At 67.5% G+C, this 15,852-nt stretch carries 14 protein-coding genes; all 14 read left to right on the top strand.

Annotated elements, in window-relative coordinates:
* Positions 1 to 192: 192 nt before the first annotated feature.
* On the top strand, positions 193 to 927 hold the full coding sequence (locus tag VCS63_RS13855; protein WP_063640663.1) for a FadR/GntR family transcriptional regulator: 735 nt from the start codon (positions 193 to 195) through the stop codon (positions 925 to 927).
* 208 nt (positions 928 to 1,135) lie between these two features.
* Positions 1,136 to 2,641, top strand: coding sequence for an ABC transporter substrate-binding protein (locus VCS63_RS13850; protein ID WP_063961683.1), 1,506 nt, complete (start codon positions 1,136 to 1,138; stop codon positions 2,639 to 2,641).
* Positions 2,642 to 2,725: 84 nt separating this feature from the next.
* A complete protein-coding gene (locus tag VCS63_RS13845) occupies positions 2,726 to 3,643 on the top strand; it encodes an ABC transporter permease (protein WP_063961682.1) in 918 nt (305 codons plus the stop codon).
* Complete coding sequence (locus VCS63_RS13840) at positions 3,640 to 4,509, top strand: ABC transporter permease (protein ID WP_323880086.1); 870 nt, start codon at positions 3,640 to 3,642, stop codon at positions 4,507 to 4,509. Before VCS63_RS13845 ends, VCS63_RS13840 begins: the two co-directional genes overlap by 4 nt.
* Before the next feature lie 4 nt (positions 4,510 to 4,513).
* Positions 4,514 to 5,512: an ABC transporter ATP-binding protein gene (locus VCS63_RS13835; RefSeq protein WP_063640666.1), complete on the top strand. Its 999-nt coding sequence runs from the start codon at positions 4,514 to 4,516 to the stop codon at positions 5,510 to 5,512.
* On the top strand, positions 5,509 to 6,321 hold the full coding sequence (locus tag VCS63_RS13830) for an ATP-binding cassette domain-containing protein (RefSeq protein ID WP_063640667.1): 813 nt from the start codon (positions 5,509 to 5,511) through the stop codon (positions 6,319 to 6,321). The genes VCS63_RS13835 and VCS63_RS13830 overlap by 4 nt, the downstream gene beginning before the upstream one ends.
* A complete protein-coding gene (locus VCS63_RS13825; protein WP_323880084.1) occupies positions 6,318 to 7,451 on the top strand; it encodes a YncE family protein in 1,134 nt (377 codons plus the stop codon). The genes VCS63_RS13830 and VCS63_RS13825 overlap by 4 nt, the downstream gene beginning before the upstream one ends.
* A gap of 50 nt (positions 7,452 to 7,501) precedes the next feature.
* Positions 7,502 to 8,497, top strand: a complete 996-nt coding sequence (locus VCS63_RS13820) for a DctP family TRAP transporter solute-binding subunit (protein WP_063640669.1) — start codon at positions 7,502 to 7,504, stop codon at positions 8,495 to 8,497.
* Positions 8,497 to 8,976, top strand: a complete 480-nt coding sequence (locus tag VCS63_RS13815; RefSeq protein ID WP_042793528.1) for a TRAP transporter small permease — start codon at positions 8,497 to 8,499, stop codon at positions 8,974 to 8,976. The genes VCS63_RS13820 and VCS63_RS13815 overlap by 1 nt, the downstream gene beginning before the upstream one ends.
* A 4-nt stretch (positions 8,977 to 8,980) precedes the next feature.
* Positions 8,981 to 10,264, top strand: coding sequence for a TRAP transporter large permease (locus VCS63_RS13810; RefSeq protein ID WP_042793527.1), 1,284 nt, complete (start codon positions 8,981 to 8,983; stop codon positions 10,262 to 10,264).
* On the top strand, positions 10,261 to 11,190 hold the full coding sequence (locus VCS63_RS13805) for an HpcH/HpaI aldolase/citrate lyase family protein (protein WP_063961504.1): 930 nt from the start codon (positions 10,261 to 10,263) through the stop codon (positions 11,188 to 11,190). Before VCS63_RS13810 ends, VCS63_RS13805 begins: the two co-directional genes overlap by 4 nt.
* On the top strand, positions 11,187 to 12,899 hold the full coding sequence (locus VCS63_RS13800; protein ID WP_063640672.1) for a thiamine pyrophosphate-binding protein: 1,713 nt from the start codon (positions 11,187 to 11,189) through the stop codon (positions 12,897 to 12,899). The genes VCS63_RS13805 and VCS63_RS13800 overlap by 4 nt, the downstream gene beginning before the upstream one ends.
* Positions 12,900 to 12,914: 15 nt before the next feature.
* Complete coding sequence (locus VCS63_RS13795; protein ID WP_112965538.1) at positions 12,915 to 14,165, top strand: Zn-dependent hydrolase; 1,251 nt, start codon at positions 12,915 to 12,917, stop codon at positions 14,163 to 14,165.
* Positions 14,162 to 15,658, top strand: a complete 1,497-nt coding sequence (locus VCS63_RS13790; RefSeq protein WP_323880082.1) for an aldehyde dehydrogenase — start codon at positions 14,162 to 14,164, stop codon at positions 15,656 to 15,658. Before VCS63_RS13795 ends, VCS63_RS13790 begins: the two co-directional genes overlap by 4 nt.
* Positions 15,659 to 15,852: the final 194 nt, after the last annotated feature.

The following is a 15,852-nucleotide window of genomic DNA, read 5'->3' as shown; positions in this document are numbered from 1 at the left end:
CTAGTGGTTTTCCCTAGAAATCGTAAAGGCCGGTTCACAAGCCGGATTGCCTCCGGTACATTTCGTCCAGTGGCCTGACCACTGGGCCACCAGATATCCGGACACTCCCGAACCATCCCGGGGGTGCGATGCAAGACAAGCCTGGGCAGACCCATTACCCTCTACATCCCGACCATCCACCCGATCGCAACAATGACTTCTCTCCAGGCCGTCGCCTCCACCCGCCTCTACCGCATGATTGCCGACCAGATCGCCACGCGCATCAAGGCGGGCGACTTCCCCGCGGGCGGCCGGCTGCCGGCCGAGCGCGAACTGGCCGAGCAGTTGCAGGTCAGTCGCGCCTCCGTGCGCGAAGCCCTGATCGCGCTGGAAATCGAAGGCTATGTGGAAGTGCGCGTGGGCACGGGCGTATTCGTGAACCAGGCGCGCGAAGACGGCCAGTACCAGGAGCCGCAGCAGGCGCCGGTCGCTGCCAATGGCGTCGAAGTCACCGACATCGGCCCCTTCGACCTGCTGGAAACCCGCCTGCTGCTGGAGCCCGAGTGCGCGGCCCTGGCGGCGCAAAAGGCCTCGCCGGCCCAGATCGCGGCAATCCGCGCGGCACACGAAAGCATGTCCCTGACCGAGTCGCCCAGCGTGCATGACCGCGCCTTTCACAGCGCGATCGGCGCGGCCTGCGGCAACGCGGCGCTGGCCGCGGCGATCTCCCATATCTGGCACCTCAGCACGCTGAGCCCGGTGTTCAACCGCCTTGAAGAGCACTTCGTGACCACCAAGGTGTGGAGCGAAGCCCAGCAGGAACACGAACGCATCCTCGCGGCCATTTCCGACCGCGATCCCATCCGCGCGCGCCATGCCATGCACGACCATCTGGTCGGCATCCTGGCCCGCTTGCGGGAAGACTTCGGCAGCGCTGGGATCCGATGATTTGATTAACGCCTGAACCCTGGCCTGACGCCCAGGCCCCTTCCCTTACCGACCTAGCGAAGCACCGCCGGCGCGACAGCGCGCCGCCTGCGGCAAGGGGAGCGGCTTGCCCGCCGCAACGCAAACCGTAGTTCCGCAGTCCCCTGCAAGACCCGCAAGACCCGCAGTGCCCGTAAGTCAAATACCTAAAACATATCAAGGTGAAAACATGCAGCTGACCCGTACCGTGAAGCTATTGAGCGCGGCGCTATTGGCGCTTGGCGCCCACGCCGCCCAGGCCAACAAGGCTGACAACTCCCTCAACATCGCCTTCGACGCGGCGCCCGCCACGCTGGACGCCTATAAGGAATCGGACCGTCCCGGCCTGGCGCTGGCGCGCATGGTCTTCTCGGGGCTGCTGCAGAAAAACCAGGATACGGGCGAGTTCGGCCCCGCCATCGCCACCGGCTACAAGTTCGTGGACGACACCACTATCGAACTGCCGATCCGCAAAGACGTGAAGTTCCATGACGGCTCGCTGCTGACCATGGACGACGTGCTGTACACGCTGAACCTGGTGTCTTCCGAAGGCTACAAGGCGCGCTTCCAGAACCAGGTCGCCTGGATCGCCAGCGCCGAAAAGGCTTCCGACGACACCGTGCGCATCAAGATGAAGACGCCCTACCCGCTGGCGCTGGAGATGCTGTCGGAAAACCTGCCGATCTACCCGCGCAAGTATTACGAGGCCAACCAGTCCGACATGGGCGCCAAGCCCATTGGCACCGGCCCGTATCGCCTGGTCGAGAGCCAGCCGGGCAGCCGCTACGTGTATGAGCGCTTCGAGGATTACTTCGGCCCCAAGCCTGCCGTGCAGAAGCTGGTGGTGCGCGTGCTGCCCGACGCCAACACGCAATACGCCGAGCTGCTTTCCGGCGGCCTGGACTGGATCTGGCGCGTGCCGCCGGACGTGGCCAAGCGCATGGAGAAGCAGCCCGCCGTCACGGTCAAGAGCAGCAGCATCATGCGCATCAGCTACATCTCGCTGAACCCGCGCGCGGACGACGGCAAGTCGCCGCTGGCCAAACAGGAAGTGCGCCAGGCCATCAACTACGCCATCGACCGTGAAGCCATCCGCAAGGCACTGGTCGGCGGCGCATCCAAGGTGATCAACGCAGCCTGCAATCCGGCGCAGTTCGGCTGCGCGGCCGATGTGCAGACCTACAAGTTCGACCCCGCCCGCGCCAAGCAGTTGCTGGCCCAGGCCGGCTACCCCAACGGCGTGACGCTGGACCTGGTGATCTCGGCGCCGCCGCGCGCCATCCTGGACGCGGCCGCCGCGCAGATGGCGCAGGCCGGCATCAAACTGAACCTGGTCGAGCAGCAATACGGCACCGCCATGACCAATTGGCGCGAGGGCAAGATTGCCATGCTGTCGTCCAACTGGGGGTCCTACGGCATTGCCGACGCGGCGTTGTCGACCAGCAACTTCTTCCGCGGCGGGCCGGACGACCAGGCGCGCAACCCCGAAGTCATCAAATACCTGGAAGCCGCAGACACCTCCGTGGACCGCGACCTGCGCGCCAAGAACTACGCCGCCGCCCAGAAGATCGTGGCGGAGCAGGCGTACTGGGTGCCGCTGTGGAACCACTCGCTCAACGCCGTGCAGTCCAAGGACCTGAATTTCTCGGTCGACGGCGACGAGTTCCCGCGCTTCTACAAGGCTCGCTGGAACTGACCGCCGCGCCAGCATGGCCGCTATCCCAGCCCCCAGCGGGCGGGAGCGGCGGCCGTTGCGGCGCACACCGTCATAGGTAGCCCCATGATTACATTCCTGTTCCGCCGCCTGGTGGTGTCCGCGCTGCTGGTGGTGTTCGTCTCGCTGATCAGCTTCTCGCTGGTGTTCGCCTCGGGCAATCCGGCGGCGCGCCTGGCCGGCGAAGGCAGCGCCGCCGACGCGGCGCGGCTGGCGCAGCTGCACGGCTTCGATGACCCCATCCTCGTGCAGTACGGCCGTTGGCTGGCTGGCGTCGCCCGTGGCGACTTCGGCGACAGCCTGTACTTCAGCCGTCCCGTGGCCGAATTGCTGACCCAGCATTTCCCCGCCACCGCCAAGCTGGGCCTGGCCGCGATGCTGTTCGCGCTGCTGCTGGCGATACCGCTGGGCGTGCTGGCCGGGCTGCGCAAGGGTTCGCTGATCGACCGCGCCACCATGCTGCTCTCGGCCTGCGCCCAGGCCATGCCGCCGTTCTGCCTGGCCTTCCTGCTCATCATCATCTTCAGTGTGCGCAACCAATGGCTGCCCGCGTCCGGCTTCGACAGCTGGAAGCACTACGTGATGCCGGTGACCGCGCTGGGCCTGTTCGCCATGCCGGCAATGCTGCGGCTGATGAAGTCCGAAATGGAAACCGTCCTGGCCACCGACTACATCCGCACCGCCCGCGCCATGGGGCTGGGAGGCCCAAGCGTGGTGCTGAAGTATGCGCTGCGCAACGCCTTGCGGCCGCTGGTGTCATTGGCGGCCGCGCAAATGGGCACGCTGCTGGCCGGCTCCGTCGTCATCGAGACCGTGTTCGCGATCAACGGCGCGGGCCTGCTGGCCTGGACCTCGATCCTGCGCGGCGACTTTCCCACGATGCAGGCGCTGATCCTGATCTTCGCCCTGATCTACATCGTCCTGACCCTGGTCGCCGACCTGATCAACGGTTGGCTGGACCCCCGCGTGCGAGTTTCCTCATGAGCAGCGTCATCGCCTCCTCTTTTCCCGTCCGCTCGCGCGGCGAACGCGCAGCGCGCCTCGGCCGCGGCTTCGGATTGGCCGTGCTGGCGCTGCTGGTGCTGGCCGGCCTGCTGGGCCCCTACCTGGTTCCGCACGATCCGTACACGCAGGACCTGCTGGCCCGGCTGCAGGAACCCGTCTGGGGTGAAGACGGCAGCTGGAACCACATCCTGGGCACCGACCAGCTGGGCCGCGACGTCCTGGCGCGCACGCTCTATGGTGTGCGCGTGTCGGCGCTGATCGGTTTGTCGGTCGCGCTGATGGGCGGCCTGATCGGCACCACGCTGGGCGTGGCCGCGGGGTACTTCGGCGGCGCGGTGGACCGCGCCGTGTCCTTCCTGATCACCGCGCGCCTGGCGCTGCCCATCATCCTGGTGGCGTTGGCCGTGGTGTCCGTGGTGGGCGCCTCGCTCACTGTAGTCGTGCTGGTGCTGGGGCTGCTGCTGTGGGAACGCTATGCGCTCGTGGCCCGGACCATGGCTGCCGGCCTGCGCAACGCGGAATTCGTCACGGCCTCCCGCCTGCAGGGCTGCACCCACTTGCAGATCATCTGGCGCGACATCCTGCCCAACCTGGTAGGCAACCTGCTCATCATCGGCACGGTGGACGCCGCCATGGCCATCACGCTGGAAGCCTCGCTGTCTTTCCTGGGCCTGGGCGTACCGGCGCCCATGCCGTCTCTGGGCCTGATGATTGCCGAGGGCAAGGAAAACATGCTGTTCCAGCCCTCGCTGGTCGTGATTCCGAGCGTGGTGCTGTTCGTGCTGGTGCTGTGCGTGAACCGCGCGGGCGAATCGCTGCGCGCCGTGCAAATGAAGAAGGGCTGAACCCATGACCGACCACAGCCATCCCCTGCTGCGGGTCCAGGACCTGCACATCGATATCCACACGCCCACGCACGTCAAGCACGTGGTGCGCGCGGTGGACTTCAGCCTGGAACGCGGCAAGACGCTCTGCATCGTCGGCGAATCGGGCTGCGGCAAGTCGCTGACGGCGCTGGCCCTGCTGGACTTGCTGCCCGCGGCCGCGCGCCGCCGCGTAGCCCGGCTGGAGTTCGCGGGCCAGGACCTGGCCTCGCTTTCGCCGGCAGCCCTGGCGCAACTGCGCGGTGCGCGCATCGCCATGATCTTCCAGGATCCGATGACTTCGCTGAATCCGGTGTTTCCCATCGGGACCCAGCTCGTGGACGTGCTCCGCCGCCACAAGCGCGTCAGCCGCCGGGCGGCCGAGGAGCGCGCGGAGTACCTGCTGCGCCGCGTCGGCATCACCAACCCGCGTGAACGCATGCGGCAGTATCCCTTCGAGCTGTCCGGCGGACTGCGCCAGCGCGTGATGATCGCGATGGCGCTGATGTGCGGTCCGGAGCTGCTGATCGCCGACGAACCGACCACGGCGCTGGACGTGACGGTGCAGGCCGAGCTGCTGGACCTGTTGCGCGACATCCAGGCCGAGTTCGGCCTGGGGATGGTGTTCATTTCGCACGACATGGGCCTGGTGGCACGCATTGCGGATCACGTCATCGTCATGTATGCGGGCGACATCGTCGAGGGCGGCAGCGTGCGCGAGGTGCTGGAGCATCCCAGCCATCCCTATACCGCCATGCTGCTGAACTGCATTCCTCAGCCCGGACACACGGCGCCGCGCGCCGAACTGCCCACCATCGCGGGCGCCGTGCCCTCGCTGGACACGGCCATCGTCGGCTGCGCCTTCCGCGAACGCTGCCCGGCGGCCGAGCCCCGCTGCGCCCAGCCTTTCCCCGCGCGCGTGCAGGGCCAACACCGCTGCCTCTGCATCAAACCCGGCGCCTTGCGCCCAGGAGTCATGGCATGAGCAGCAGAACGATGCCCGCCGCCAGCATCAGCCTGAACGGGCTGAACTTCCAATACGGCCGCGCCGGCCTGTTTTCTCGCCGGCCCGCCCCGCGCATCCTGCACGACATAGACCTGCACGTGCCCGCCGGCCAGACCATCGGTCTGGTGGGGGAATCCGGCAGCGGCAAGTCCACCATCGCCAAGCTGATGCTGGGACTGCTGGCGCCCACGCAGGGCGAAGCCCTGCTGGACGGCAAGCCACTGGCTGCAATGCCGGCGCGCGCCCGCGCCCGCCGCATCCAGATGGTGTTTCAGGACCCCTATTCCTCGCTCAACCCGCGCCGCACCATCAACGAGATCCTGACCGCCCCGCTGCGCGTGCACGGCATCGGCAATGCCGCGTCGCAGGCCGCCTCGGTGCGCCGGATGATGGACGCGGTGGGCCTGGTGCCCGCCTTCGCGGCCCGCTACCCCCGGGAGCTCTCGGGCGGCCAGCGCCAGCGCGTGGCCATTGCCCGCGCGCTGATGCTGGAACCGCAGCTGCTGATCTGCGACGAACCCACTTCAGCGCTGGACGTATCGGTGCAGGCCCAGATCCTGAACCTCCTGATGGAGCTGCAGCGCGAACGCGGCCTGGGCTATCTGTTCATCAGCCACAACCTGGCAGTGGTGCAGCACATCGCCGACGAGATCGTGGTGCTGCAAGGCGGCCGCGTGGTGGAGCGCGGACCCGCCGCCCAGGTGTACTTCGAACCCGTCCATCCCTATACGCGGCAGTTGATCGGCGCCACCCTGGCGGTGCCGCAGGCGCAGGAGCTCGCGGCATGACCCCGCAAGGCGCGCGCCATTTCCTGCTGGTCGGCAATGACCAGAAAGTCACCTGGAACGACGGCCGGATCCAGTTCCTGGCGCCCGGCAACGACAGCCTTTGCGTCTATGACGCGGGAGCCGATCCCGCGGCGCCGAGGCTCGTCGCCACCTTGCCCCTGCCCAATTCGCTGTTCGGCCCTCCCGTCAACCTGGCCGTGACTCCCGACCAGCGCCTGGGCCTGGTCGCGGACTCCATGGACTGGCGCGAGCGCGCTGACGGCGGCTGGCAGCCCGAGCCGGGCCGCGGCCTGTACGTGATCGACCTGGAAGCCAGTCCGCCGACCATCCTGCAGCGCCTGGACCTGGGGCTGCAGCCTTCGGGGCTGTCGATCAACCGCGCCGGCACGCTGGCGCTGGTGGCCAACAAAGCCGGCTGCTCCGTATCGGTGCTGCGCATCGACGGCAAGCATGTCGAGTTTTGCGGCGAGGTGGACATGGGCACGCCCGTGGTGGCCGTGTCCTTTGCCGCCGACGGCCGCCGCGCCTTTGTGGTCAAGACCGACAGCCATCGCCTCGGCGTGCTGCATATTGACGAGCACGGCGCAATTCCGCGCGTGAGCCACGACCCCGCCGAGGACCTGACCACGGGTCTGGTGCCGTTCAACCTGGTGGTCTCCCCCGATGGCGCTTTGGCGCTGGTGGTGGACATGGGCAGCCCGACCGCGTCCGACGGACACGCGGACTCGGTCAGCGTGGTGGACTTGCGCGCCGACCCGCCCCGCGTGATCGACCGCGTGATGGTCGAGGACGGCCCGGAAGGCATCGCCATCAGTCCCGACGGCCGCTACGCGGCGGTCGCCATCGTGCAGGGCTCCAACAATCCGTCCAGCGCATGGTTCCACCACCCGCGCGGCCAGATCGTGCTGCTGCGCATTTCCGGCCAGTCCGTGACCCGGGCCGGCGCCATCGAAGTCGGCGCGCTGCCCGAAGGCCTGGCCTTCAGCCCCGACAGCCGCTACCTGTATGTCGGCAATTTCCTGGATGCCGAGATGCAGGTGCTCGCCGTCGACGACGCCGGCCTGACCGACACCGGCACCCGCATTTCCCTGCCCGGACGGCCCGCCTCGATGCGCGCCCAGTCCTATTGACCCGCCCTGCCCACCCGAACCCACCCTACCCCTGCTCCCGGAGTTCCACCATGACCACCGCTCCTCAAAAGAAACAGACCCTGCTCGCCGCCGCCGTGCTCTGCCTGGCCGGATTGGCGCCCTTGTCGGCCCACGCCCTGGACATCAAGCTGGGCCACGTGCTGGCGCCCAGCCACAGCTGGAACAAGGCCGCCGAGGGCTTCGCCGCCGAAGTCAAGGAAAAGACCGCCGGCCGCGTCAATTTCGTGTTGTTCCCCAGCGGCCAGCTGGGGAACGAAAAGACCATGCTGGAAGGCCTGCAGATCGGCAGCCAGGGCGCGGCCATCATCGGCTCGGGCTCGCTGCAGCCCATCGAGCCCAAGTTCGGCGTGGTGGAACTGCCCTACACCTGGTCCACGTCCCAGCAAGCCTACAAGGCGTACGACGGAGAACTGGGCGAGGCGCTGGCCAAGCTGGCCGACAAGAAAAACCTGACCATCATCTCCTGGTGGGAGAACGGCTTTCGCCACGTCACCAACAACCGCGGCGCCGTCGCCAAACCCGCCGACCTGGCCGGGCTGAAGACCCGCGTCACTCCCGACAAGATGCGCCTGGACACGTTCACCGCCCTGGGCGCCAATCCCGCGCCCCTGGCTTTTGGCGAGCTGTATTCGGCACTGCAGCAGAAGGTGTTCGACGCCCAGGAAAACCCGCTGTCCATCATCTACACCTCGTCCTTCTTCGAAGTGCAGAAGTACCTGTCGCTGACCGGCCACGTCTGGGGTCCCGCCAACCTGATCATCTCCAAGCCGGTGTGGAACCGCATCTCGGCGGATGACAAGAAGATCGTGCAGGCTGCCGCCGACAAGTGGCGCGACGCCCAGCGCAAGATGATCACTGACGGCGACCAGCAGTTCATCGCCCAGTTGAAAGAAAAGGGCATGCAGGTCAACGAGGTCGACAAGCCCGCCTTTGCCGCCGCGGTCGAGCCGGTCTGGAAGACCTACTCGGTCACCTACGGTCCCGAGCTGATGGCGCTGGTCCAGAAGTACCGCGAGGCCAAGTAATGCTCAATCGACTGTCCGCGATCCTGTCGGGCATCAGCAAGGCCTTCGCCGCCCTGGCGGTGGCCTTGCTGGCGATCCTGATCTCCTATGTGGTGTTCGCCCGCTTCGTCACGCACACCACGCCGCATTGGGCGGAGGAATTGCCGCGCCTGGTGCTGGTGTGGTCGGCCTTCATTGGCGGCGTCACGTGCAGCTACGAGCGCTCGCACCTGATGGCCGGGCTGCTGCCCTTTGTCGTGCGCAACCCGCGAGTCCTGAACGCGGTGGAGCGCGTCAACCAGGCTCTCATCATCGTCGGCCTGGCGGCCCTGGGCTACGCCGGCTGGCAACTGGCCGAGCTGACCATGGACCAGACGCTGCCCGCGCTGGACGTGTCGGCCGGCACGGTGTACCTGGCACTGCCCTTCGCGTGCGCCATCACCATCGTGGTGCACCTGGCGCAGTTGTTCTCCCCCGCTCCCGCCGCTGTAAAGGATTAACACGATGTCTACGGGTGCTCTCTTCCTGATGGGCGTGTTCGCGGTCACGGTGGTGATCGACATGCCCATCGCTTTCGGCCTGGTGCTTTCCTGCCTGGCCTATCTGGCGGTCTATGATTCCGCGCCCATGATGGTGGCGGCGCAACAGTACGTGGTGGGGCTGGACAGCTTCACGCTGCTGGCGATTCCGCTCTTCATCCTGGCCGCGCAGCTGATGAACGGCGCCGGCCTGACGCAGCGCATCGTGCGTCTGTGCGCCGCCATCGTTGGCGACATCAAGGGCGGCCTGGCCGTGGTGGCGGTGCTGGCCTGCCTGATGTTCGGCGCGCTGTCCGGCTCGGGCGTGGCCGACGTGGTGGCCATCGGCAGCCTGCTGCTGCCCGCCATGGCCCGCAGCGGCTACGACAAGGGCTTTTCCTGCGCCCTGGTCGGCAGCGCCGGCGCCACCTCCACCATCATCCCGCCCAGCATTGTGCTGATCGTCTACGGCACCATCACCGACACGTCGGTGGGCAAGCTGTTCGTGGCCGGCATCATTCCAGGCATTCTGCTTGGGCTGTCGCTGATCGGCGTGGCCATCTGGCAATCGCGCAAGCACAACTGGGCTGGCGGCCAGCCATTCAGCTGGCCCGAGCTGCGCGCCGCCGCTGTCGATGCGCTGCCCGCCCTGATGGTTCCCGTGCTGATCATCGGCGGTATCCGGTTCGGCATCTTCACCGCCACCGAGGCTGCATCCAGCGCCATCATCTATGCCTTGCTGATCGGTTTCTTCTGGTACCGCACGCTGAGCCTGAAGTCTCTGTGGGACAACCTGAAGTCCACCGGTGAAAGCAGCGCGTCCATCCTGCTCATCATCGGCGCATCGGGCCTGTTCGCCTGGGTGCTGGTGGCCGAACAGGTGCCGCAGGCGCTGTCGACACTGCTGGTGGACTGGACCGACAGCAAGATCGCCGTCCTGCTGTTGCTGACCGTGGTGCTGTTGCTCCTGGGCACCTTCATGGAAGCGATCCCGGTCATCATCATCGTGGCCCCGGTCGTCATGCCGGTGCTGGCGCACTACAACATCGATCCGGTGCACTTCGGCATCCTCCTGTCGATCAACATGGCCATCGGCGCCAACACGCCTCCCGTCGGCGTCGACCTGATGGCCGCGTGCAAGATCGGCGGCATCAACATGATGCAGACCTTGCGTCCGCTGTCCTGGATGATGCTGGCCATGACCGCGGTCATGCTGCTGCTGACTTTCGTACCCGAACTGGTGCTGTTCCTGCCGAGGCACGTGCAATGACTCCTATCACTCCCTCCCGCCGTCCCCCCTTCCTGCGCCGCAGCTGGATGTTCGTTCCCGGCCTGGACGCTGCCGCGCAGGCCGACGGCCTGGCCAGCGGCGCCGACGCCCTGGTGGCTGACCTGGAAGAGTTCACCGCCGCGGTGGACCGCCCTGCCGCGCGCCCGCGCATCGCCGAACTGTTCGCCAGCTGCCGCGCCCAAGGCGTGGTAGCCGCCGTCCGTATCAACAAGTTGGAGGACGACGGCATGGCGGACCTGCGCGGCGTGATGCCCGGCGCGCCCGATGCGGTGTTCCTGCCGCATGCCGAAAGCCCGGCGCAGATCGCCGCGCTGGACCAGGCAATCACCGCGCTGGAGGCCGAACTTGGCCTGCCAGCCGGCAGCACCGAGATCGTGCCCACGCTGGAATCCGCATTGGGCGTGCACCGCGCCTATGACATCCTGACCGCAAGCCCGCGCGTGTCCGCCTGCCTGCTGGCGGCCGAGGACCTGACCGCCAGCCTGGGGGCCGAACGCGGCAAGGATGGCATTGAATTGCACCATCTGCGCGCCCGCTTCCTGCTGGACTGCACGGCGGCGGGTTGCCTGCCCATCGATTGCCCCTTCAACTACCGCGACATGCCGGCGCTGGAAGCCGACGTGCGCTGGGCTCGCCGCCTCGGTTTGAAGTCCAAGTGCGCCACCGTGGCCGACCAGGTCAAGCTGATCCATGCCGTGTTCACGCCAGCCCCGGACGAAGTCGCGGCCGCGCATGACTGCGTCGCCCGCTATGAAGCCCAGCGCGCCGGCCGCCACGATGCCGAGCGCATCGATCCGCCTGTCTACAACACCGCGCGCCGCCTGCTGGCGCGCCATCACCAATTCGAACGATGGGCCGCCGAGCGCCGCGCGCAGGCCGTCCCGCAACAAGGAGACTCCGCATGACGTCAGCAGCAATTCCCGAACGCAATGGCGGGCAAATCCTGATGCAGCAATTGCGCATCCATGGCGCGCGCCGCGTGTTCATGATTCCCGGCGAAAGCTACCTGCCCTGCATCGACGCGCTGAACGACCATACCGATGCCATCGAAGCCATCGTCTGCCGCCAGGAAAGCGGCGCTGCCTACATGGCCGAGGCCTATGGCAAGCTGACGGGCGAACCCGGCATCTGTTTCGTCACGCGCGGTCCGGGCGCCACCAACGCCAGCATCGGCGTGCACACCGCCTTCCAGGACTCCACCCCGATGATCCTGTTCGTGGGCCAGGTGGGCAACGACTTCATGGAGCGCGAAGCCTTCCAGGAGATCGACTACCGCCGCATGTTCGGCCAGATGGCCAAGTGGGTGGCGCAGATCGACCGCACCGACCGCATTCCCGAGTACATCTCGCGCGCGTTCGCGGTCGCGACCAGCGGCCGTCCCGGCCCCGTGGTGCTGGCCTTGCCCGAAGACACGCTGTGGGGCCGCGCCCGCGTGGCCGATCTGCCGCGCTACCCCCGCGTGCACAGCCATCCCGGCGCCGCTGATCTGGCCCGCATGACGCAATTGCTGGACGCCGCCGAGCGCCCCTTCCTGCTGCTGGGCGGCAATGGCTGGCACCAGACCGCGATGGACCAGATCGCCGGCTTCGCCGAGCGTTTCGAACTGCCCGTGGGCACCGCCTGGCGCCGCCTGGAATGCTTCGACCAGCGCCACCCCAACGCCGCCGGCCACGTCGGCTGGGCCATGACGCCAGAGCTGCGCCAACGCCTGCGTGACGCCGACCTGGTGCTGGCCGTAGGCACGCGCATGGGCGAGGCCACGACCGAAGGCTACACCGTCATCGAAAGCCCATTGCCGCGCCAGAAGCTGATCCACGTGTATCCGGATGCCGCCGAGCTGGGCCGCGTGTTTTCCCCGACCCAGGCCATCGTCGCCGACGTGGCCAGCTTCGCCGCCAGCGTGGCGGACCTGCTTCCCGGCCACAAGATTGCGCGCGGCGCCGCGGTGCGTGCCGCGCACCAGGAACTGGTCGACAGCCTTCAGCCGTTGCCCTCGCCCGGGCCGATGAGCCTGGACCAGGCCGCCGCCTACGTCGACGCGCATGTTCCCGCCGACGCCTGCATTACCGTGGGCGCGGGCAACTATGCGCTATATCCCCACCGCTATCGGCGCTATGCGGGACCGGGCACCAGCCTTACCCCCACCGTGGGCTCCATGGGCTACGGACTGCCGGCGGCCATTTCGGCCAAACTCGAAGACCGCAAGCGCACGGTGGTCTGCTACGCCGGCGACGGCTGCTTCCAGATGAACATGCAGGAACTCGGCGTGGCGCTGCAGTACCGCCTGGGCGTGGTCGTGCTGGTGTTCAACAACGGCATCTGGGGCACGATACGCGCGCACCAGGAACGCGAGTTTCCCGCACGTCCCATCGCGCTGTCGTTCGAGAACCCGGATTTCACCCAGCTCATCCGCGGCTACGGCGGTTATGGCGAAGCCGTGGAAGACACCGCCAGCTTCGGCCCGGCGTTCGAGCGCGCCCTGGCGTTCGCCGAGCGCGAGAGCCTGCCCGCCCTGCTGGAAATCCGCTACGACGCCAACGGCATTTCGCCGGGCGAAACCCTGATGGGCATCCGCGAAGCGGCATTGGCCCGCAACGCCGCTGCCGGCCACTGACAGATAGGTAACCCCATGACGACGACACTCTCTATCAACGGACAGCGGCTCTGGCAGTCGCTGATGGACCTGGCCCGCATCGGCGCGACGCCCAAGGGCGGCAACTGCCGCCTGGCGCTGACCGCGCTGGACGGCCAGGGCCGCGACCTGGTCACCGGCTGGATGCGTGACGCAGGCCTGACGCTGCGCGTGGACCAGGTGGGCAACATCTTCGCCCGCCGCGCGGGCCGCAACAATGACCTGCCGCCGGTCATGACAGGCAGCCATATCGATACCCAGCCCACGGGCGGCAAGTTCGACGGCTGCTATGGCGTGTTGGCCGGCCTGGAGGTCATGCGCACCCTGAACGATCATGGCGTGGTGACGGAAGCGCCGCTGGAAGTGGCCATCTGGACCAACGAGGAAGGCTCGCGTTTCGTGCCCGTGATGATGGGTTCGGGCGTATTCGCCGGCAAATTCCCCCTGGAAGTGGCGCTGTCCGCGACCGACCGCGACGGCAAGTCGGTGGCCGAGGAACTGGCTGCCATCGGCTATGCCGGGACGGACGCCGTGGGCGGCCGCCCCGTGGGCGCGTATTTCGAGGCACATATCGAACAGGGTCCGATCCTGGAGCACGAAGAAAAGGTCGTCGGCGTAGTAACCGGATCGCTGGGCCTGCGCTGGTACGACGTGACGGTGACCGGCATGGAAATGCATGCCGGCCCCACGCCCATGCCGATCCGTCGCGACGCGCTGTACGCCGCCAGCTACCTGTTGCAGGCGGTCGTGGACATCGCCAACGATAACCAGCCGCACGGCCGCGGCACCGTGGGCGAAATCCATGCGCACCCCGGTTCGCGCAACGTCATCCCGGGCCAGGTGCGCTTCACGGTGGACCTGCGCCATGAAGACGAGGCCACGCTCACGCAGATGGACCAGCGCTGGCGCGACACCTGCGCCGAGATCGCGCGGCGCCACAACGTCGACGTGGACGTGAAGCACGTGCAGTATTTCCCGCCTACCCCGTTCGATCCGGACCTGGTGGGCAAGGTACGCGACGGCGCCGCCCGCCGCGGCCTGGCTGCCATGGACATCGTCACCGGCGCCGGCCACGACGCGGTCTACATGGCTGCCGTCACCCCCACCGCCATGATCTTCGTGCCGTGCAAGGATGGCGTCAGCCACAACGAGATCGAGGACGCCAAGCCCGCCGACCTGGAAGCGGGCTGCAATGTATTGCTCGACGCCATGGTGGCGCGAGCCAACGCTCCCGAGGCCCGGCCATGATCCAAGATTCCGCCTACTGGCATGCCCGCGCCGCCGCGCTCGCCTTCAACGGGCAGGCCTACATCGACGGCGCCTACTGCGGCGCGGCCGATGGCGCCACCTTCCCGGCCACCAGCCCCATCGACGGGCGCAAGCTGGCGGACGTGGCCGCCTGCTCGGCAGCCGACGTGGACCGCGCCGTGCAGGCCGCCCGGCGTGCCTTCGAAGCCGGCGTCTGGAGCGGCCTGGCGCCGCGCCAGCGCAAGCAATGCCTGCTGCGCCTGGCGGCGCTGATCGACACGCACCGCGAGGAACTCGCGTTGCTCGAAACCCTGGACATGGGCAAGCCGATACGCGATGCGCTCGCCTTCGACGTGCCGGAAACCGCGCGTTGTTACGCCTGGTACGCCGAAGCCATCGATAAAATCTACGACGAGATCGCCCCCACCGGCCCCGACGCGCTGGCCACCATCACGCGCGAAGCGCTGGGCGTGGTGGCCGCGGTGGTGCCGTGGAACTACCCCCTGATGATGGCCGCCTGGAAGGTCGCGCCGGCGCTGGCCGCCGGCAACAGCGTCATCCTCAAGCCGGCCGAACAGGCTTCACTGTCGGCGATCCGGTTGGCGGCGCTGGCCGAGGAAGCCGGCATCCCTGCCGGCGTCTTCAGCGTGGTGCCGGGCCTGGGCGCCCAAGCCGGCCAGGCGCTGGGCCTGCATCCTGACGTCGATTGCATCGCCTTCACCGGATCCACCGCCACCGGCAAGCGCTTCATGGAATATTCAGGGCAATCGAACCTGAAACGCGTCTGGCTGGAATGCGGCGGCAAGTCGCCGCATATCGTGTTCGAAGACTGCCCGGACCTGGACCGTGCCGCCCAGGCCGCCGCGCTCGCCATCTTTTCCAACCAGGGAGAAGTCTGCATCGCCGGCTCGCGCCTGTACGTGCAGGACAGCATCTACGACGCCTTCATGGCCAAGGTTGCGGACTACGCCGCGACGCTGCAGCCAGGAGATCCGCTGGACCCCGCCACGGCGATGGGCGCCATGGTGGACGAACGCCAGATGCGCGGTGTGCTCGCCCGCATCGAAGCCGGCGCCGCGGAAGGCGCCCGTCTGCGGCTGGGCGGCCGCCAGGCCCGCAGCGCCACGGGCGGCTACTACATCGAACCGACCATCTTCGATTGCGCCGACCAGAATGGCAGCCTCGTGCGCGAGGAAATCTTCGGACCGGTACTGGCTGCGCAGCGCTTCGCCACCGAGGACGATGCGGTGCGGCTGGCCAACGATTCGATCTACGGCCTGGGCGCCGGCCTCTGGACCGCCAACCTGTCTCGCGCCCACCGTCTTTCGCGCCGCCTGCGCGCCGGCCTGGTCTGGGTCAACTGCTATGCCGACGGCGACATCACCGTACCGTTCGGCGGCGTCAAGCAGTCCGGCTTCGGCCGAGACAAATCGCTGCATGCGCTGGACAAGTACAGCGACTTGAAGACCACCTGGATCAGCCTGACCGCTTGATCCCTCCCGGCGGACGCCTGCGCGGCGTCCGCCATCCATGCCATTTCGCGCTATCTGCTTGGCCGCGCGCGCCATTGAAGGCGGCCGGTCCTTGTGCGACCTTGAACGGCGACGGACTGCCCTGCGGGCGCCGTTGCGGGCAGGCGCAGGCGCTCTCCCGCCATCAGAACAATGACTGGAGACAACGATGCGCA

Source organism: Achromobacter sp. D10 (assembly GCF_035282245.1).
Lineage (GTDB): Bacteria > Pseudomonadota > Gammaproteobacteria > Burkholderiales > Burkholderiaceae_B > Achromobacter > Achromobacter insolitus.
This window is presented reverse-complemented; position numbering and strand designations above follow the sequence as displayed.